The sequence below is a fragment of the Sphingobacterium sp. UBA865 genome, from assembly GCF_002295765.1.
GTDB lineage: Bacteria > Bacteroidota > Bacteroidia > Sphingobacteriales > Sphingobacteriaceae > Sphingobacterium > Sphingobacterium multivorum.
Map to the genome: position 1 here is coordinate 135,735 of NZ_DBGB01000010.1, position 20,002 is coordinate 155,736.

Genomic DNA, 20,002 nt, shown 5'->3' on the forward strand with positions numbered 1-20,002 from the left:
GAGTCCTTCCATTTATTTGGAGGGACTTTTTTATTGCAGTCCGGTAGCGGATTATACACTATTCGTTTATAGTTGTTCAGCTCATCCACAGATCGCCTGTATAGGAAGTTATATGACGCTGGAAAAGGTCGACTGGTGGAATCGAGGCGGAGCTCAGAATAGGCGCAATGCGGTTGGGATTAAAGGTGGACTGCCAGAATTGAAAGAAGCCTACTGGAATGGCAAGAGACCTATTGAAATAGCAAAGGGATTATTCAGCAAGCTTAATTGACCTTGCTTTTCTTTGTTTCAACAGGAGCTGTTGTAATCGTCTTCTTACCAAAAGGGAATAGCCTTTTCAAGAACTCCGAGAAGGTGTTGAATTCTTGCCGATAGAGTAGTCCGAAAGCACTAATATATTCGCCGTCATTGGGGCTAAGAAGAAAGTTGCGTGTATTTAGGCGATTGGAAGCACGTAGGACCAAGCGTCCATCCTTTCTTAAATAAAACATAGCCTCGGCATCGGTTGAGACCCGATCCGAAAACACATTCAAATCTGTTAGCGCCTGACTTCTACGGTCGGAGATACCGCCTGTCAAAACAAGTCTGTCGTTGAATAGACGTAGTGAGGCAGATGCGTCATTTAAAGATTTGATATTAATATCAAAGAAATTGATGTTTAGCGATTGGGCTATGATGTTGTTGATTTGGTTGAATGCTATTTCAGTTCCTGCAGATAGCAAAGTGTTATTGACTTCTTTACCAAAGTCTGTCTGTGTGCCAGGTGTAAAACTTCGTCTCACGATTAGACTAAGCGCCTGTTGATTGACATTGTTGGCATCTGAAAAGTATCCCTGCAGTTCATCCTTAACTCCGGGGTTTTGTGGAAAGTTGATGTCAAATGTGATTTCCGGCTGACTTAACTGCCCTTTTAGGATCATATCGGCCTGTGCCAATACACGTTCAGGGTTTTCTTCCCGGCCTGCAGCATTATACAACGGTGCTAAGCTTGTTCTTTGTTGGTAGATGGCATTGATATTAATGTTCGCTTCAGTTGGGTTTCCCGCCCATCGTACTGTTCCGCCTTCTTTGAGATCAAAAATCTTGTTGATATAATCTTGAGCGGTGAAATTGAATTTTCCGCTGTTTATAATAAAATCCCCAAACATTTCAAAATCTCCCAATGAAGATATCCGCATGTTGAGATTGCTATTTCCCCTTCCTGATAACTCGCCCATACTGGAGAATAGATTTATTTCTGCATTCGGGTTGATCAAGAGGTCCATATTCATCGTCAGACCGTTGAAATCTCGTTTCTTAACGTTTTTCTTTGTTTTGGTCGAGTCTTTCTCAATAAAGTAGATAAAGTCCGTATCTGATATTGTACTGGCACTATTAAAGGGAATATTAATAACGGTGTTTTCTTCGGATTTAGCCCGTATATTGATATTCATGGCAGACGTTAGTCCTTTAAACTGAAAAGTGCCCGAAGCGTAAGCAGTGCCATAATATACATTATTGTCCTTTATTGTGGTATTTAATACCAGGAAATTCTTCGTCTCTGCAGTTACATCGATATCGGGATCACTCAGTTTGTTGAGATCTACAACGCCATCAATGGTTGCTATATTGTTTTTGGGATCGTATACTTTTAGCCCTGTGAGAAAAATTCGGTTATTGGTAACCGCAATTTCGTCAGAAAGTCGGTAGGGTGTTTTGAGGTAATTGATAACCATCGAAGCATTATCCAATTTTCCGGAACCTGTAATTTTGGGGTTCAGGATATCGCCTTCGATATCGAGGTCTGCATTGACCTTGCCCTGAATATTGGATACCAGGCTTCGTAAAAAGGGCTGGAAAACAAACACATCTGTGTTTACGAGTTTAGCTTTGAGATTAAGCTTATTGTTTTCACTTAAATGGTTATAGGAACCTTGTAACTGAATTAATTTATTTCCTTCCTCTATCTTGCTGTCTAGTTTTACCAGTTGATTCTCGGGGTCGTAGTTGGCACTCAGGGCTAGTGAGCCGATGGGAATATTGTTATAGAGGATAGGTGAAGTTTTTATATTGGCTACAACAAATGCAGCTTTGAATACAGAATTAACTTCAATATTTCCGTTTAAGTTGCCGGAGAGATTGATGCCATGTGGCTTGGTAATACCATTTAAGGATGTAAGATTAAAGTCCTGAAATTTGAGATTGATCTGATCACTGACTTCGTTTGACAGGATGCCATCGATATGAACTTTTTGTTCGTCATGACTCAGCGTCAGTTTTTCAAAGTACCATTTTCCTTTCGATATTTTCAATTGCGCATCATTATTGACAAGCCACCGCTCTTTATTGATTAAGATATTCGATGGATAGAAATTGATATAGGCAGGTTTGGCATGGGCAAAGCGTATAACGCCATTGAGATCCAGACTATTGCTCGCTTCAAGTTCCGACATTTTGATGTTGAATTGTAAACTGTCGTTTGCCAAGGTGTTTGAAATATTGACGTTTTTAATATAGGTACTGTCGGTAAAATTGATGCGATCGATGGAGGTCTGCAATTCCATATTTTTCAAATTGGCATTTTGATCCACAATCAGGTGAGTTAGTCGAATACCATTGTATTTGAATTCAGGTGCGTAAAAATTAAAACTGGCCGTTTGTTTTTCACTTTCAAATTTTGCATTGAGCGTCGCACCACTGTCTAGAGCAATGTCTTTTCGGAAGAATGTTGCGATCGGTTTAAAAGAAGTTATATTAATATTCAGGTCAAAGTCCTGGCGATTAAAAATGTTGTTTTCAAACCCGATTGCCGGAGCGTAGCGCATAGCTAAAGCTTTAAAATAAGGAACGATTGTATTGAGGTCTATTCTTCCTTTAAGATCAATGTGTCCGATAGCCGACTGCAAGGTAAGGGAGCGTGCATTTTCATCTCCTTCGGCAAGGAAATTGATATCGCGGATGACGAATTGACCCTTAGAGGAAGTGAAATTGACACTGTCTGATTTAAATTCACCGGTAACATTATTGATGTTGTCCCCAATTAAACTGGTGTGGAATTTCGTGTTAATAATATTGATGGAATCCCCCTGAAAGAAGTTGAGCTTTTTTAGATTCGCTTGTTGGATATCAGCATCCAGGTGATAGTTGGGTTTGACAGACCAATCGATATCTGTGGTAAACTGTAGTTTTAAATTTGGATCATATATTTGCCCTGAAGCAAGAACTAACTGTTTAGCTGTATTTCCTTCAATTTGTATATGTTGATAGCTGTAATTCTTGAAATTGAAATTACTGAGATCTCCTTTTATCTTTAAGCTCAGTTTCTTGGGGTCGGTACCTGTTCCGTCAACCTGTAGGTTGAAGCCTGTAGTTCCCAGATCTTTTAGTTTTGTTATCCTACCTACATCGAACTTTTTAGATTGAAAATTTCCCGCATATTTTATTTCCTTCTGGATATCCAATAAGGCGTCCGCTTCAACATTACCGATTGCAGTCGTGAATACTCCCTTGGTCTTAAATTTATTGTATAGGCCATTTAGGCTACCTTTGAATGAAAATTTGTTGAATATCTGAACAATTTCAGGGAGTTTAAAATTTTTTAGATTGCCGAGATCGCTAATAACGTCATTTAAGTCTTTGTGCTCAGATGAAATTACTACACTGGGAACAATAAATTTAGTTTTGTCAATATCAGGTAGACCGATAATCTGAAGCTTACCTGCCAAACTGGTTTTTTTTCCAATTGTTAAATCGACCTGTGATGCGTTGATGGAAGATACCGTTCCTTCTAAATTTGCGCGCTTGATATTCACGTCAAATTTGACTTGGTGCATAGGAGAGGAAAAGAAAGCAATATCCTCGGAGTGAATACGGGAGTCCCGAACACGAAGTTTTACATGAACTTTATTGATGAAGTCCGAAAAATCGTCAAAGCTGTTGTAGCTAAGCTTGATGTAATTTTTGAATGTAGAACGGTTGGTGGCTAGCATAAGCTCGCTGAGTTCAATGCTTGTCTTGCTTACTGTCGTTTGTCCAAGAAGGCCTTTGATCACTAGACCTTTCTTTTCGCGCAGATTGAATGTCTTTATGTTCGCCGAAATTTGATTGGAATCTATTTTTATCTTATCAAAATGGGCGTTAAGTTTGGAAATACCTAAATCTCCAAAATCGACCACTTTATTGTAATGCTTACGTCTATGATTAACATAGCTAAATGTATTGTTCTTAATAATCAGTTCCTTTATATCGAAGATGATTTTTTTTGAACTTTTCTTTTTTTCTTTTTTAGGTGGGTTAAAGTAACGGATTAAAAATGAGATATTGGAGCTGTCCTGAAATTGCTCAAAAGTGGCTTCGGTATCTTCAATGGTTAGTTTGTTGATCACAATTTTGTTCAATTCAATGAATTGAGAAAGGTTGACGTTGGCTTCTAACCTTCCTGATTTTAATATTTCTTTTCCTTGTGGACTATAGAGTTGAAAATCTTCTACTACAATAGATTTAAAAGGTTTGAAATAGATGCTTTTGAGGCTTATTTTAGTGTTTAGTTCGTTGGATAAATAGTCGACAGCTTTTTGGGCAACATAATTTTGTACCGGTTTCAACTGTAGTGATAACGCCAATGCAAGCAGTATAATGAATATACTACCAAGGACTATTGACACTATTTTAATTATTTTTTTGATACTTTTGTATTAAAATTTATTACCTCAAGCTATGGCTATTATTTTAGGGATTGAATCCTCTTGTGATGAAACCTCCGCTTCTATCTGTATTAACGGTGAAATTCATTCAAATGTTATTGCAACTCAGGCAATCCACGCAAAATATGGTGGAGTGATTCCCGAGCTTGCTTCACGTGCTCATCAACAAAATATTATTCCAACAGTGGAAGAAGCCATTCGCCAAGCAAAAGTAAGCAAAAATCAAATAGATGCAGTGAGTTTTACGCGGGGGCCTGGATTATTAGGTGCACTTTTGGTTGGAACATCATTTGCAAAATCATTTGCACTTGCACAGAATATCCCTTTAATTGACATAAATCATATGCAGGCGCATATCCTGGCTCATTTTATTGAGGATCCGAAGCCGAATTTTCCGTTTTTATGTCTTACTGTTTCTGGTGGTCATACGCAAATTGTATTGGTGAAAGATTATTTTGAAATGGAACTTTTGGGAGAAACATTGGATGACGCGGCAGGGGAGGCTTTTGATAAAACAGCTAAAATCCTGAATCTACCTTATCCCGGTGGACCGCTTATCGATAAATTTGCAAGAGAAGGTAATTCAGCCGCTTATAAGCTGCCCGAACCACAGATTCCAAGTCTTAATTTTAGTTTTTCAGGATTGAAAACTGCGATATTGTATTTGGTTCAAGATCAATTGAAGCAGAACCCAGATTTTCTGACACACCATATGGCCGACTTATGTGCTAGTGTACAATCGCGTATTGTATCAATCCTACTAAATAAATTGAAGAAAGCAGCAAAGGAAACTGGTGTTAAGGATATTGCTATCGCGGGTGGCGTTTCGGCGAACTCTGGCCTGAGGCAAAGCTTAATTGAAATGGGCGAGAAATACAATTGGAGGGTGTTTATCCCAAAATTTGAATATTGTACCGATAATGCAGCGATGATTGCTATTGCAGGTTATCACAAGTTTTTAAAGAAAGATTTCGTTGGTCAGGACGTTGCTCCTATGGCTAGGATGCATCTGTAGTTAATACGGGTATATGAGTTTCCCCGGACACTGTCCTTCGGTGTCGGGGAAACTTAAACTTGTTTATTTATAAGGGGGAACTGTACCCATAGGCTTGTGCCGCAGAGGTAAATAAATTTTTCTTTGGCTGGTAAAAGTTCAGTTCATAGCCCTCAGCACCCCAAAAAATGCTGATAAAACTAATTCCTTGCTCAGAACGCAATATGGTTAGTATCTGAAAAGCCTCGTTGTCAAACTGACCGCCATCATCAACACGCCAAGTGCTGATATCATCGTATAAAGCCGGGAAATCCAAATTGATCAGCTGTTCGTCCTTTGCGTAGGAAAATACAGCTAAAGCAGAGTCTTGTTGATTTTCAAACACCGTAAGATTAAACTCGGACTGATCACTGAGGATCGCAACTGTCGTACTTTTATTAATCTTCCTATTGTATTTCTTTTCAAGCTGCTCCTTGATCTCTGGAGAAGTTTCTTTTTGAACTTTTGTAAACTTCTCAATTTTATACTGATCTATAAAAGCTTTGTTGACAAGCATACCAAATTCGCCAGACTTGATCGCGTCACTAATTTTAAATAACGAACCTTCACTATTCGCAAAGTTCTGGGCGGTCTGTCTTCCGTTACTCTCTTTGTTGTCCATTTTATTCTGAACAAATTCAAGCGGGCTTACCTGATTTTCCACAATCACATAGTTGTATTTTTCAGGTCCTTCCATCGCTTGATCCATAGGTAAAGCGATAAGTGAATCTTTTTGTTGGTTTAAAAAACCAAAATATGGCGAAATAGTCTTTTCCTTGTTTTCGTGCTTGATTGCAGTTTTGGATTGATTTTGATTATTCCCGCAAGCATACAATGTAAGTAGAAAAATAGCTGAAAAAAGTGACTTCATAAGTATTTTGAATTTTTTTGTGAAATATAAGGCTTTCGCTCATCATAATGAAAAGATTTAAACTTTAATGTTATGATGAACTCTAAATTGAATATCTACCGCAAAGAATGGCTGGACGTTATTTTTGCTGGTCGCAACAAAATGTACGGTGCTTACGAGTTGCGAAATCTCTCTGATAGAGCAACAAATATGGGGTTAGGAATTGTTGTTTCTTTTGCAGTTTTGCTGATTGCAGGATCCTATACATATAATAAATATTTTAAGCAAACTGTTCCGGCCGTGATTTATGAAGTACGAGATATTGGACCCGACATGCTGGAAGAAATTCAAAAGAAGGTGGAGGAAAAAGAGGAGGTTCCTGAAGAACCTGTTATGATGCAGGAAAAAGCTCCGCAGCAAGTTGCCCAAGATGTATCCAAATTTGATTTGGTTCGGATGCCCGATATAAAAGTGACCGCAGCGAGCAGAGTTACCGAAGAGCTTGTGAGTCAGGATGAGTTGAAAAACCCCAATACAATGACCTCAAGGATCACATTGAAAGCAAATCCATCGGGGACATATATTGCGCGCGGTGAATTTGGTTCTTCAAAAAGAGATGGTGATATTACTGGTTCTAAAGATGGTTCATTATCGGGAGGCGGAACTGATGATAATGCTAACAATACATTTACATCAGTAGAAATTATGCCAACACCTGTGGGGGGACTGCCTGCCTTTATGAAGTGGATCGCCGAGAATTACAACTTTCCACAACAGGCCTTAGACCAAGGAGTTTCGGGTGTTATAGAGGTTTCTTTTGTCGTTGAGAAAGATGGATCACTGACAGATATTGCTGTTAAACGTGATATGAAATTTGGTACGGGAGATGCTGCTATAAACTTATTGAAGAAAGCGAAAAAATGGAAACCAGGAGTGCAAAACGGGCTTAAAGTACGTGTAGCGTATACTTTACCGATTCGTTTAAGTGCTGTTTCCCAATAAATGGTTCTTAACTTTATTTAACAGATCATCAATTAAACTTTCGATAGCCGAGACGACTCTTACTGATAAATAAGTTGAAAATGAGTACTTATTAAAAAGAATGATTGTTGGTTTTATAAAAAATAAAGAAATGAAAAAGTTGATGTTAAGTTTGGCGCTATCTGGATTGATGTTAGCCGGTTTCGCTCAAGAAAAAAAAGATGTTAAACCAGAAATGAAAGAAGTGCAAGCTTCTATGCATAAACATAAAACAGGAAGAATGCACGATAGTTTTAAAAATAAAACTCCAGAGGAAGTTGCTAAAATGAAAACTGATCGCATGGATCAAAAGTTGAAATTTACAGATAAACAGCGTAAAGATATCTATGCTTTTAATTTGAAGCAAGCAAAGGATCATCAGAAATTAGCTGCTGAACGCAAAGAATATCGAGCAAAAGTGAAAAAACAACGTGTGGCAGAACATGAAAAAATGATGGGAATGTTAACTCCAGAGCAACAAAAAACGTTAAAGGATTCCTATGCTGAAAATCGTAAAATGCACAAAGAACATTGGAAAAGAGACAGACAGCTGAAAAGAAAGGACTTTAGAAAAGGAGAAGTGAATAAAACAAATGATGCTGAAGTAAAAGCTTCATAACAATTAAACAAGGATAGTTTTCATATTAAATAGTGGTGAGTGTTAGTAGAGGAGGGAACCATTGGTTCCCTCTTTCTTTTTTGTTATTCTTTATTTTTTTGATGTTCTTTCCATTGTTTAGAGAAAGATTTGTCTGCCAATTTTGGTAGTTCCCGTTGATCTCCCCAGGTTTTCTGAAAGAGTTTTTTGAGGAAGAAATTCTTGAATTTTCCGCCAAAGAAATCAATCAGTTTTCTTCGCATTATCCCGTAGGTGAACCACTGCCAGACTTTTTGTTCCGTTTTTGTTGCCAGCCCCTGATCAACTGAATCTTTTCTGTTGACGAGAAGCATGCGCTGTATGTCAATACCAACGGGGCAGACCTCGGTGCATTTTCCGCAGAGTGTGGAGGCGTAGCTCAGGTGTTTGAATTCCTGCATGCCATTTAAATGCGGCGATATCAACGATCCAATAGGTCCTTGATAAGTCGTTTCATAGGTATGTCCACCGATGTTCTGGTAGATTGGACATACATTCAGACAGGCGCCACAACGGATGCAGTACAAACCCTGACGTTGTTCTTTTTGCGCTAAGAGCTTGCTGCGGCCATTGTCAAGCAGTATAACATACATTTCTTCGGGGCCATCTGATTCATAAGGCTGTTTTGGCCCAGTGAGTAGCGTATTGTATACTGTTAGATTTTGACCCGTGCCATGTGTGGACAGGAGTGGCCAAAAGACTTCTAAATCTTGTACATTGGGAATGATTTTTTCTATTCCAACGACGGCGATATGTGTTTTGGGGAAGGTCGATGTCAATCGGGCGTTTCCTTCATTTTCGGTAATTGCTATACTTCCAGTTTCAGCAATTAAGAAATTGGCTCCAGTAATCCCAATTTCTGCCGATAGGTAACGATCTCGAAGTAATTCACGGGCCTTCATTGTAAGTTGCTCCGCAGATGCATCTAGTGGTGTGTCAAATTTTTCGTGAAAAAGCTTGGCAATATCTTCCAGGCTCAAATGCATGGCCGGTGTAACAAAATGATAGGGCTTTTGATCCAGCAGCTGAATGATATACTCGCCAAGATCAGTTTCTATGGCTTCAATATTTTTGGAAGCCAGAAAATGATTAAGCTCAATCTCTTCTGTCGCCATCGATTTTGACTTTACGACAGATTTTGCTTTTTTACGTGCAATGATCGAATAGATTTCGTCCAAGGCTTCCGTAGCATCATTGGCCCAGATTACTTTTCCGCCTCGAGCCGTGAAGTTTGCTTCAAATTGCAACAAATAGCGATCGAGATTTTCCATGACCTTCCATTTGATCAGGTTCGCTTTTATCTTACTATTTTCAAGGTCCGCAAATTTGCTCTTGCCTTTTTCGAAAGCCATGCTGTATTTGTCGATATTGTAATTGATAATATCGCGGTGTTTGGTGTCAAATGCTTTTTGCGCACTTTCCTTAATAAACGTATTAGCGGTACTCTCTGCCATCTAATCTGCTAATTTTTCACAAAAAAAGTTGGTAAAAATTACCAACTTTTAAATATACTGTTAATAAATTGTTTCTCGAAAATCGAGTTAAATAATTTATGCTTTTATCGCAATATTTAAGCTTAGCTCGTCCAGTTGTTCTTGGTGAATGGTTGACGGTGCGTCAATCATAACATCTCTTCCCGAATTGTTTTTTGGGAAGGCAATCACGTCGCGGATGGAATCTAAACCTGCCAATAAGGATACGAGTCGGTCAAAGCCAAAAGCCAATCCGCCGTGTGGGGGAGCCCCATAGGTAAAGGCTTCCATCAGGAATCCAAATTGTTTTTTTGCTTCTTCAGGGCTGAATCCCAAATGTTTGAACATGAGCGATTGAAGGTCTCTGTCGTGGATACGGATTGATCCACCGCCTACTTCTACACCGTTTAAAACAAAGTCATAGGCATTTGCTCTCACTTCTCCAGGGTTGGTATCTAAAAGTGGGATGTCTTCCGGTTTTGGAGATGTGAACGGATGGTGCATGGCATGGAAACGGCCACTTTCTTCGTCCCATTCCAATAGTGGAAAATCAACAACCCATAATGGAGCAAAGGTTTCTTTGTTGCGGAAACCAAGTTGTGACGCAACTTCAAGGCGTAATTCATTGAGTTGTTTGCGAACTTTGTCTGTTCCACCAGCCATAATTAACAATAGGTCGCCAGGTTTCGCGTGGAACGCTTCTGCAATTGCCGACAGTTGTTCTGGTGTGAAAAATTTATCAACGGACGACTTCACTGAACCGTCTTCATTCACACGCGCATATACCAAGCCTGTTGCGCCAATCTGTGGACGCTTGATAAAATCTGTCAATGCATCCAGTTGTTTTCTGGTATAATGTGCACAATTTTCCGCATTGATACCAACCACTAACTCTGCTGCATCAAATACAGGGAAACCTTTTCCTTTGGCAACCTCGTTTAGTTCAACAAACTGCATTCCGAAACGGATATCCGGTTTGTCTGATCCGTAAAGGCGCATCGCATCTGCGTAAGTCATACGCGGAACATTGCCTAAGTCGATACCTTTGATTGTTTTGAAGATATGTTTTGCAAGTCCTTCAAAGATATTTAATACATCTTCCTGTTCTACAAAAGACATTTCACAGTCTATTTGCGTGAATTCTGGTTGGCGGTCTGCACGCAAATCTTCATCACGAAAACATTTTACAATTTGAAAATAGCGATCAAATCCTGAAACCATCAATAATTGTTTGAAGGTCTGTGGGGATTGTGGTAACGCATAAAATTCTCCAGGATTCATACGGGAAGGTACGACAAAGTCGCGTGCTCCCTCCGGAGTTGATTTAATCAGGTATGGAGTTTCTACTTCCAGGAAGTTTTGGGAGTCAAGATAACGGCGTACCTCTTGTGAGGTCTTATGACGTAAAATAAGGTTTTCACGTACGGGGTTACGACGCAAATCCAGGTATCTGAACTTCATTCTGATGTCATCACCACCATCTGTTTCATCTTCTATTGTAAAAGGAGGTAATTTAGCGGCATTTAATATTTCAAGATTTGAAACCTTGATTTCAATATCTCCAGTGGAGATTTTAGCATTTTTATTAGAGCGTTCGATAACTTCTCCAGTTACCTTGATGACATATTCTCTTCCGAGCTCACGGGCACTTGCGCGCAAGGAAGCATCATCATCTGCATTGAACGTTAATTGTGTGATACCATATCGGTCTCTAACATCGATGAAAGTCATACCGCCCAAATCGCGCGATTTTTGAACCCATCCACTTAGGGTAACCGTTTTCCCTAAGTCAGCTAGTGTTAATTCTCCACAAGTGTGTGTTCTGTGCATATCGTTATGAAAATTATATTTGACGCAAAATTATTGGTTTTACTCGACAATAACGAATTCTGTTCAGGTTATTTGAGGAGCCTTCTCCCACTTTCTGCCACATCTTTTGTTTCTGTTTTTGACTCCTCCCACTTTGCCCCCTTTTGGGACAAAAATTGGCTAAAATTAAATTTCTAAAGAGGAAATTTTTACAATTCATTGCTGATTTTGATAAAAAAAGAGCAAAAAATCACTTCTGGCGTAATAGCTTATTTTTCAGGAAAATTGGCTTTTAACTGCTTGTAAATAAGGTTTTACATGTGTTTTTTTTGAAGTCGACTTCTGTTTGTTGTAGCGATTTGTTGATGTGGAAAACTTTTTTATGTTATAAAGTGGGGGAAAGTGGGAGAAAGTGTATACTTTTACATTTAAATTAGAATAGGATAATTGACGACATGACTCAGTTGATCGGAGAATTCGAATGCAAGTTAGACGCCAAAGGAAGAATGGTGTTACCAGCTGCGCTCAAGAGGCAAATGCCTCATGTAGAGCGGGATGGTCTTGTGGTGAATCGCGGTTTTGAGAAACATCTTGTATTTTATCCAAGGGAAGAGTGGGATTTGATGACGGCTAAACTGGCTAAATTGAATCAATTCGATCCTAAAGTTCGGGCGTTTGTCCGTGCTTTTACGCGTGGCGCTACGGAATTGACATTGGATGCTGCGGGTCGTGTTTTGTTGCCCAAAAGTTTGCTGGAATTTGCAGGAATAAGCACTGAGCTGGTTTTGGCTTGTCAATTTAATAAGATTGAGGTTTGGTCAAAAGAAGGGTATGAGGAATTGATGGGTGATGGCGGTGTAGAGGATATATCATCTTTGGCTGCGGAGGTAATGGGAGATATTAATTTTGGACTATAAGCGTATGGAGAATGTATATCATGTTCCGGTAATGTTACAAGAATGCATGGATGCTTTGGCTATTAAGCCGGATGGTATTTATGTGGATGTGACTTTTGGTGGTGGTGGCCATTCTCGAGAGATTCTGAAGAGATTAGGGCCGAAGGGGAAGTTGTTTGCTTTTGATCAGGATCCGGATGCGTTGGAAAATGCAATTGACGATCCTCGCTTTACGTTGATACACCAAAACTTTAGGTTTCTAAAGAATAGCCTTCGTTTGGAAGGTGTACGTTCTGTAGATGGTATTTTAGCAGATCTAGGTGTTTCTTCGCATCAATTCGATGCTGCAGATCGTGGCTTTTCTATTCGCTTTGATGCAGACTTGGATATGCGTATGGATCAGGTGGGCGATTTGGATGCAAAGTCGCTTTTGGCAACCTATTCGGAGGAGGATCTGCATCGTATTTTTGGTATGTATGGTGAAATCATGAACGCTAAATCGCTTGCGAAAACAATTGTTACTGCGCGTTTGTCACAGCCGATCCAGACTGTTGCTGAATTGAAAGAGGTGATTCAACGTATGGTTCCAAAGGGTAAAGAACATAAGTACCATGCGCAGGTATTTCAGGCTCTTCGTATCGAAGTGAATCGCGAGTTGGAGGCGTTGCAGGAATTTTTGTTGCAGACAGTTGATGTACTCCGTGTTGAGGGCCGATTGGCTGTGATGTCCTATCACTCTTTGGAGGACCGTTTGGTTAAGAATTTTATGGCCAAAGGTAAGTTTAAAGGGGAAGTTGAAAAGGATTTTTTTGGAAATGAAATTAAGCCATTTCATGTGTTGAGCCGTAAAGCAATTACGGCATCTGCACAAGAGTTGGCGATAAATAATAGATCGCGCAGTGCGAAACTGCGTATTGCTGAAAAGTTGAATTTGTCTTAAAAATGGAGCGAGAGGATGAGCAGAAATACGATAAGACAGAAAGAATTGAGTGAAGAAGTTCAGGAGGAACTGCAAGAAACTGTCGAGGAAAAGGCGGAAGAAACAGAAGCGTTTATTAAAACGCTTTTTACCGTTGGAGACCTTTCGTTAAATAAAATATTGCATTACTTGCCTTTCGGAGCTTTTGTTGCCTTTCTGATGTTACTGTATATTTCCAATCGTCATTTTGCAGAGCGAACTATTCGGAGTATCGATAAAGTGAGTAAAGAGGTAAAGGAATTGGGCTGGGATCATAAGTCTCTCTCTGCCGAACTGATGAAAATGTCTACACAGACAGAAATTGCCAAACGTGTCGATTCTTTGGGGTTGAAAGAGCGTGTGGAACCACCGATCAAGATTGAAGTTATAGAGAATAAAGAAGATAAATAGGAAGAGTTATGAGTATCAGAAATACGATTCTTGTGCGTGTCTATTTTGCTTTTGGGCTTATCGTACTACTTGCGTTTTTGGTATTTGGAAAAATGGCCAAGTTGCAGTATGTCGATGGAGAGCATTGGAAAGCTTTAGCGGATAGCCTTTCTATTCAGGAACGGGAGGTGGAAGCTGCTCGTGGTAATATTTATTCAAATGACGGAAGCTTATTGGCTACTTCGGTGCCTGAATATGAGCTTCGTTTTGATGCAATGGCGATTCCCGAAGAAGATGAAGAGTATTTCAATTTGAAAGTTGACTCCTTGGCTATTAAACTTGCTGATTTTTTTAAAGATAAATCATCTCGGCAGTATTTGACATTATTAAAACAGGCACGGAATAAAAAGCAGCGCTACTTGTTGCTCAAACGTAATGTGTCACACCAAGATTTAAAGCGGGTAAAACAATTCCCTTTACTTAAATCTGCACGTGTCAATAAAGAACGTTTTCCAAGTTGTTTGATTACAGATAGGCAGAATAAGCGTATTTTACCTTTTGTCAATCTCGCTGCGAGAACCATCGGTTATAAAAATGTGAAAGAAAATATTCATGTTGGTTTGGAAGGGGCATATGGCGAATATATCGACGGAAGAAGCGGAAAGAGGTTAATGCAGCGTATTGCTGGTGGGGTATGGATTCCTGTTAACAAAGATATTGAGGTTGCCCCGGTTGATGGGTCTGATATTATCTCTACTATTGATGTGAATATGCAGGATATGGCGCAAAGGGCTCTGGAGAAGCAGATGATTACGAGTAATGCGGATGAGGGCTGTGTTGTGATGATGGAGGTGAAAACAGGCGAGGTGCGTGCGGTGGCTAATTTTATGCGCGATAAAGACGGAGTCTACCGTGAAAAGTTCAATCTTGCAATAGCACAAAGTGCAGATCCAGGTTCAACATTTAAGTTAGCTTCTTATCTGGCTTTGATTGATGATAAGAAAATAGACTCGAGTACAACTGTGAATATTGGTAATGGTAACTGGCCAATTTATAAGCATACGATTCGTGATTCACATGCGCCTAAGAAGTCTATAATTTCAGCGAAAAGGGCTTTTGAGGAGTCGTCGAATGTGGGTGTTACGAAGTTTGTATATCAAGCTTATAAGGATAACCCGGATCAGTTTACATCAAAGCTACATTCTTTTGGTTTTGGTAAGACGCTCGATCTACAGATTCCCGGAGAAGGTGTGCCTTTGGTGAAAACGTCGAAAAGCAAAAGCTGGAGCGGGTTATCGTTGGTACAGATGGCTTACGGCTATGAAATGAAAATTACACCATTGCAAACGTTGACATTTTATAATGCTGTCGCAAATAACGGAAAGTTGATAGCGCCGCTATTTGTTAAGGAAATTCGGCATTTAGGAAATACAATTCAAACGTTTCAAGCGAAAGTGATTAACGAAAAGATCGCTTCGGATCATGCTTTAGCAGAGGTGAGGGGAATGATGGAAGGTGTTATGACTGAAGGAACAGGTAGAAGTGTTGCTAGTCCGTTATATAGCTCTGGTGGTAAAACAGGTACAGCACAGATGGCTGATGGTTCGAGAGGGTACGGTGCCAGACGATATCAATCTTCATTCGCGGGGTATTTTCCTGCGGAGGATCCAAAATATTCCATTATTGTGGTAATCCGTAACCCGAGAAATGGATACTATGGTGCATCGATTGCAGGGCCCGTGTTTAAAGAGCTTGCAGACATGGTATATGCAAACGATATGGAAATGGAGGGGAAAAAGACGTTTAAAGCGGTCAATGTAGGCGGAAGAATGCCATTGACTTTGCAGGGTTCGAAGGAAGCTAGTAAAAAAGTGTACGATAGGTTGGGAATTAATACCGTGAATTGGGATACAATTGCCCGAGGAGAGGTGGATACCTCTACACGAGGCGTGCCATTTATGGATTTAAAATATAAAGAAGGAATTGTTCCGAATGTGGTTGGCATGGGTTTGATGGATGCTTTATATGTTGTGGAGAATGCCGGATTTAAGGCGCACGTGACGGGAAAAGGAAGAGTTGGAATACAGTCGTTAGCTGCGGGGCAAAAACTGCCTTTTGGAACGGCGATAAATTTAGAACTTAAGTAAATGATGGATTTAAAAAAAGTATTGCATGCTATCCCTGTACAGCAGGTTGTAGGGAACCTCGAAGAGGTTGATGTGCACTCTTTGTGCTTTGATTCCAGAAAAGTGGAGTTGGGAAGTTTGTTTATCGCAGTGCGGGGTGTTCAAACAGATGGTCACTTGTTTGTAGACAAGGCAATTACCTCGGGAGCAAGAGCCGTTATTGTAGAGGAGTTGCCCGAAGAGACGTTAGACTCTGTCGCTTATATCTTGGTGGCTGATTCTGCTTATGCTTTAGGGGTTGCTGCGGCTAATTTCTACGAAAATCCTGCTGAGCAGTTGAAACTTGTTGGGGTGACCGGTACGAATGGTAAAACGACAGTAGCCACATTGTTGTTTCAGCTGTTTACTGAGCTAGGCTACCATGTAGGCTTATTATCTACAGTACAAAACCAAATTGGAACAAAGATTATACCAGCAACGCATACAACACCAGACCCTATTCAATTGAATAAATTGTTACGGGATATGGTTGATGATGGCTGTGATTATGCGTTTATGGAGGTTAGTTCGCATGCTGTCGTTCAGGAACGTATTGCAGGCTTGGTGTTTGCGGGTGCAATATTCACGAACATTACGCATGATCACCTGGATTTCCATAAAACTTTTGATAACTATATTAAAGCGAAAAAGAAGTTTTTTGACGATCTGGATGCGAATGCTTTTGCTTTGACGAATGCTGACGATAGAAATGGTCAGGTCATGCTTCAAAATACAGTGGCACATCGGAAAAGCTATGGCTTACGTTCTGGAGCGGATTTTAAAGCAAAGGTGATCGAAAGCCATTTCGATGGTATGTTGATGAGTGTTGATGGACAGGAAGTATGGGTAAAATTGATCGGCGATTTCAACGCATATAACCTTTTGGCGGTTTATGGTGCCGCTATCTTGCTTGAGCAGGAAACGGTGAAAGTATTGACCGCACTCAGTACCTTGAAGGGGGCAGAGGGGCGGTTTGAAACGATGAAATCGACTTCTGGTGTTTTTGGAATTGTGGACTATGCGCATACTCCTGACGCAGTTGAAAATGTATTGAAGACCATCAGTTCATTGCGACGTCCAGAACAAAAAATTATTACTGTATTGGGATGCGGAGGCGATCGGGACAAAACTAAACGACCTGAAATGGCTGAAGCGGCTCTGCGTTATAGTGATCGATTTTTGATTACGTCCGACAATCCGCGTACAGAAGATCCTTATCAGATTATTAAAGATATTGAAGCCGGTGTGGCAGCAGACCAAAAGGCGAAGACGCTTTCTATAGCTGATCGTAAGGAAGCGATAAGGACAGCATATCAGCTGGCTAATCCTGGGGATATTATCCTGGTTGCAGGAAAAGGGCATGAGAAATATCAAGATATAAATGGTGTAAGACATCATTTTGATGATAAAGAAGTTTTAGAGAATACATTTAACGAACAATAGAAATATGTTATACCATCTTTTTACGTGGCTTAGCGAATATATTCATATACCTGGAGGAGGTTTGTTTCAATACATCTCTTTTAGGACATCTATGGCTGTAATCGCTTCATTGATTATTACCACGGTTTTTGGGGGAAAATTGATTCAATTCTTGCATAATAAGCAAGTTGGAGAGACAATTCGTGATTTGGGGCTTGAAGGAGAAAAAAAGAAAGCTGGTACGCCGACAATGGGTGGGATCATCATTATTGCAGGTATTCTTATCCCTACCTTGTTATTTGCTAAATTGACGAATATCTATGTGATTATCATGGTTGTGACAACACTTTGGATGGGCGCAATTGGATTTTTAGATGATTATATCAAGGTCTTTCGACATAATAAAGAAGGCTTAGCTGGTAAGTTTAAAGTTGTTGGACAAGTTGGCTTGGGAGCAATAATTGCTTGTACGATGTACTTTCATCCAGATATCGTAGTTCGAAAAGGGGTCGATAAACCAACCTCTACCAAGCCTGTTGAAGTGGTTATCAATGAAGGTACAGGTGAGAAGACCTACGCTGAAAACGTAAAATCATCGAAGACGAATATTCCGTTTTATAAAAATAATGAGTTTGATTATGCCAAGGTGTTTAAAATATTTGGACTACAGAGCGATTATCTGACTTTTATCGTCTTTTTAGTTGTTGTTATTTTTATCGTTACGGCAGTTTCAAACGGCGCAAATATTACGGACGGTATCGATGGTTTAGCCACGAGTACATCCGCTATCATTGGTGTTACTTTAGCCATTTTAGCGTACGTGTCGGGTAACGTGATCTTTTCAGATTACCTCAATATTATGTATATCCCCAATTCCGGAGAACTCGTGATTTTCGCTGGGGCATTTGTTGGCGCTTGCGTAGGTTTCTTATGGTATAATACGTATCCTGCTCAAGTTTTTATGGGTGATACGGGAAGTTTAGCGATCGGCGGTATTATTGCTGCCTTTGCTATTTTGATCCGGAAAGAATTATTGATCCCAATTTTGTGTGGTGTGTTTCTGTTGGAAAACCTTTCGGTTATTCTTCAGGTGTCGTATTTCAAATACACGAAGAAGAAATATGGTGAGGGTAGACGGATCTTTTTGATGTCACCATTGCACCATCACTTTCAGAAGAAGGGGTATCATGAAGCGAAAATTGTAACACGTTTTGTTATTGTAGGAATCATATTGGCCATTCTTACTATTGTAACATTGAAAATTAGATAATGATGTCAAATATTGCAACAACATATTATCCTCAATCTGGAAGTTTGGTCATTTTAGGGGCAGGCGAAAGCGGTGTTGGAACGGCGATTCTTGGGAAAGAAAAGGGATTTGATGTATTTGTGTCAGATAAAGGGCTTATTGCAGACCACTATAAGGAACAACTAAAAGCGGAGGGAATAGCTTTCGAAGAAGGTCAACATGACGAAGGCCGTATCTTGAATGCTGCACTGGTTGTAAAAAGCCCTGGTATTCCAGCGACCGTACCATTGGTCGTTGCATTGAGAGCAAAGAATATACCTGTGATTGCAGAAATTGAATTTGCGGCGCAATATACGGATGCAAAGTTAATCTGTATTACAGGGTCAAACGGAAAGTCTACGACGACGATGTTGACTTATGAAATGCTTAAGCATGGCGGTTTAAACGTCGGATTGGCAGGTAATATCGGGAAAAGCTTTGCATTGCAGGTGGCTAAAGAACAGTTCGATTGCTATGTATTGGAAATATCGAGCTTTATGCTGGACGATATGTACCATTTTAGAGCAGATGTTGCTGTTATACTGAATATTACTCCTGATCATTTGGATCGCTATGACCATAAAATGGAAAATTATGTGGATTCAAAATTCAGAATGATTCAGAATCAAACGGAGAAGGATTATTTTATATACTGCCTGGACGATCCGGAAACAGTTAAAGGATTGGAAAGACATCATAGTAAAGGGACCTATTTGCCTTTTACACAAGAACAACTTGTTGAATTGGGGGCTTATTTAAATGCCAACAAAACAATAATTATTAATACACCAAATAACGATACATTCACTATGAGAGCTGAGGAATTGTCATTGCAGGGGAAGCATAATATTTATAATAGCATGGCTTCTGGGTTAATTGCGAAAGTGCAGGAATTGAGAAATCAAGTGATGAAAGAAAGTATGGGATCGTATGTGAATATTCCACATCGCCTTGAACATGTAGCCTGTATCGGCGGTGTAAATTACATTAACGATTCAAAGGCGACGAATGTAAATTCGGTATGGTATGCTTTGGAAAGTTTCTCTACACCAATCGTGTTGTTGTTGGGTGGCGTGGATAAAGGAAACGATTACAGTATGCTTGCTGATTTGGTCAAAGACAAGGTGCGCGCTATCGTTTGTTTAGGAAAAGATACGGCTGCAATTCATAAAGCATTTGAACAAGATGTGGAGATTATTGTCAACAGTACCTCCATGCAAGATGCCGTGGTATTGTCGTCCCACTTAGCTCAAAAAGGTGACACCGTCTTATTGTCTCCTGCTTGCGCTAGTTTTGATTGGTTTAAGAATTATGAAGATCGTGGCGATAAATTTAAGGCTGCTGTAATGGAATTATAAATGGTGTAACCCAATAAGAGGA

15 protein-coding genes are annotated in these 20,002 nt (G+C 39.8%); 11 read left to right on the forward strand and 4 right to left on the reverse strand.

All coding sequences use genetic code 11. From position 1 onward, the window contains the following. Window positions 1–16: 16 nt before the first annotated feature. Window positions 17–271, forward strand: a complete 255-nt coding sequence (locus B2O97_RS04530; RefSeq protein ID WP_070564909.1) for a hypothetical protein — start codon at window positions 17–19, stop codon at window positions 269–271. Here the strand turns inward: B2O97_RS04530 and B2O97_RS04535 are convergent. Then, window positions 264–4,643: a translocation/assembly module TamB domain-containing protein gene (locus B2O97_RS04535; RefSeq protein ID WP_286767026.1), complete on the reverse strand. Its 4,380-nt coding sequence runs from the start codon at window positions 4,641–4,643 to the stop codon at window positions 264–266. The two genes, B2O97_RS04530 and B2O97_RS04535, sit on opposite strands and share 8 nt — an antisense overlap. Before the next feature lie 52 nt (window positions 4,644–4,695). Here B2O97_RS04535 and tsaD point away from each other — a divergent pair, with 52 nt between their 5' ends. Then, complete coding sequence (gene tsaD / locus B2O97_RS04540; RefSeq protein ID WP_286767027.1) at window positions 4,696–5,697, forward strand: tRNA (adenosine(37)-N6)-threonylcarbamoyltransferase complex transferase subunit TsaD; 1,002 nt, start codon at window positions 4,696–4,698, stop codon at window positions 5,695–5,697. Window positions 5,698–5,764: 67 nt separating this feature from the next. Here tsaD and B2O97_RS04545 read toward each other — a convergent pair whose 3' ends face one another. Further along, entirely contained in the window at window positions 5,765–6,586 is an 822-nt protein-coding gene (locus B2O97_RS04545; protein WP_070564915.1) for a hypothetical protein, read from the reverse strand. 72 nt (window positions 6,587–6,658) lie between these two features. On the opposite strand from B2O97_RS04545, the gene B2O97_RS04550 reads away from it, so the two are divergent. Together B2O97_RS04550 and B2O97_RS04555 are read left to right on the forward strand one after the other, a co-directional pair. Continuing rightward, window positions 6,659–7,567 (forward strand): energy transducer TonB, encoded by a 909-nt coding sequence (locus B2O97_RS04550; RefSeq protein WP_070564917.1) that lies wholly within the window; start codon window positions 6,659–6,661, stop codon window positions 7,565–7,567. Window positions 7,568–7,667: 100 nt separating this feature from the next. After that, window positions 7,668–8,204 (forward strand): hypothetical protein, encoded by a 537-nt coding sequence (locus B2O97_RS04555; RefSeq protein ID WP_286767028.1) that lies wholly within the window; start codon window positions 7,668–7,670, stop codon window positions 8,202–8,204. Between the two features lie 83 nt (window positions 8,205–8,287). Here the strand turns inward: B2O97_RS04555 and B2O97_RS04560 are convergent, their stop codons facing one another. Next, a complete protein-coding gene (locus B2O97_RS04560) occupies window positions 8,288–9,676 on the reverse strand; it encodes a LutB/LldF family L-lactate oxidation iron-sulfur protein (RefSeq protein WP_286767029.1) in 1,389 nt (462 codons plus the stop codon). Window positions 9,677–9,772: 96 nt separating this feature from the next. Then, the gene (gene aspS, locus B2O97_RS04565) at window positions 9,773–11,524 is read right to left on the reverse strand and encodes an aspartate--tRNA ligase (protein WP_070564927.1); all 1,752 of its coding nucleotides are present in this window, start codon (window positions 11,522–11,524) and stop codon (window positions 9,773–9,775) included. A gap of 434 nt (window positions 11,525–11,958) precedes the next feature. On the opposite strand from aspS, the gene mraZ reads away from it, so the two are divergent. The 7 genes from mraZ to murD are packed head-to-tail and all read left to right on the forward strand — an operon-like array spanning window position 11,959 to window position 19,980. Then, window positions 11,959–12,420: a division/cell wall cluster transcriptional repressor MraZ gene (gene mraZ / locus B2O97_RS04570; RefSeq protein ID WP_070564930.1), complete on the forward strand. Its 462-nt coding sequence runs from the start codon at window positions 11,959–11,961 to the stop codon at window positions 12,418–12,420. Between the two features lie 4 nt (window positions 12,421–12,424). Beyond that, window positions 12,425–13,339: a 16S rRNA (cytosine(1402)-N(4))-methyltransferase RsmH gene (rsmH, locus tag B2O97_RS04575; protein ID WP_070564933.1), complete on the forward strand. Its 915-nt coding sequence runs from the start codon at window positions 12,425–12,427 to the stop codon at window positions 13,337–13,339. Between the two features lie 15 nt (window positions 13,340–13,354). Further along, on the forward strand, window positions 13,355–13,768 hold the full coding sequence (locus B2O97_RS04580) for an FtsL-like putative cell division protein (RefSeq protein ID WP_070564936.1): 414 nt from the start codon (window positions 13,355–13,357) through the stop codon (window positions 13,766–13,768). 8 nt (window positions 13,769–13,776) lie between these two features. After that, window positions 13,777–15,894: a penicillin-binding protein gene (locus tag B2O97_RS04585; RefSeq protein ID WP_112373654.1), complete on the forward strand. Its 2,118-nt coding sequence runs from the start codon at window positions 13,777–13,779 to the stop codon at window positions 15,892–15,894. Continuing rightward, window positions 15,895–17,355 (forward strand): UDP-N-acetylmuramoyl-L-alanyl-D-glutamate--2,6-diaminopimelate ligase, encoded by a 1,461-nt coding sequence (locus tag B2O97_RS04590; protein WP_070564941.1) that lies wholly within the window; start codon window positions 15,895–15,897, stop codon window positions 17,353–17,355. A gap of 4 nt (window positions 17,356–17,359) precedes the next feature. Continuing rightward, window positions 17,360–18,604 carry a phospho-N-acetylmuramoyl-pentapeptide-transferase gene (gene mraY / locus B2O97_RS04595; RefSeq protein WP_070564943.1) on the forward strand — a complete coding sequence of 415 codons (1,245 nt, stop codon included), beginning with the start codon at window positions 17,360–17,362 and terminating at the stop codon, window positions 18,602–18,604. Between the two features lie 2 nt (window positions 18,605–18,606). Next, window positions 18,607–19,980, forward strand: a complete 1,374-nt coding sequence (gene murD, locus B2O97_RS04600; RefSeq protein WP_070564947.1) for a UDP-N-acetylmuramoyl-L-alanine--D-glutamate ligase — start codon at window positions 18,607–18,609, stop codon at window positions 19,978–19,980. Window positions 19,981–20,002 lie beyond the last annotated feature (22 nt).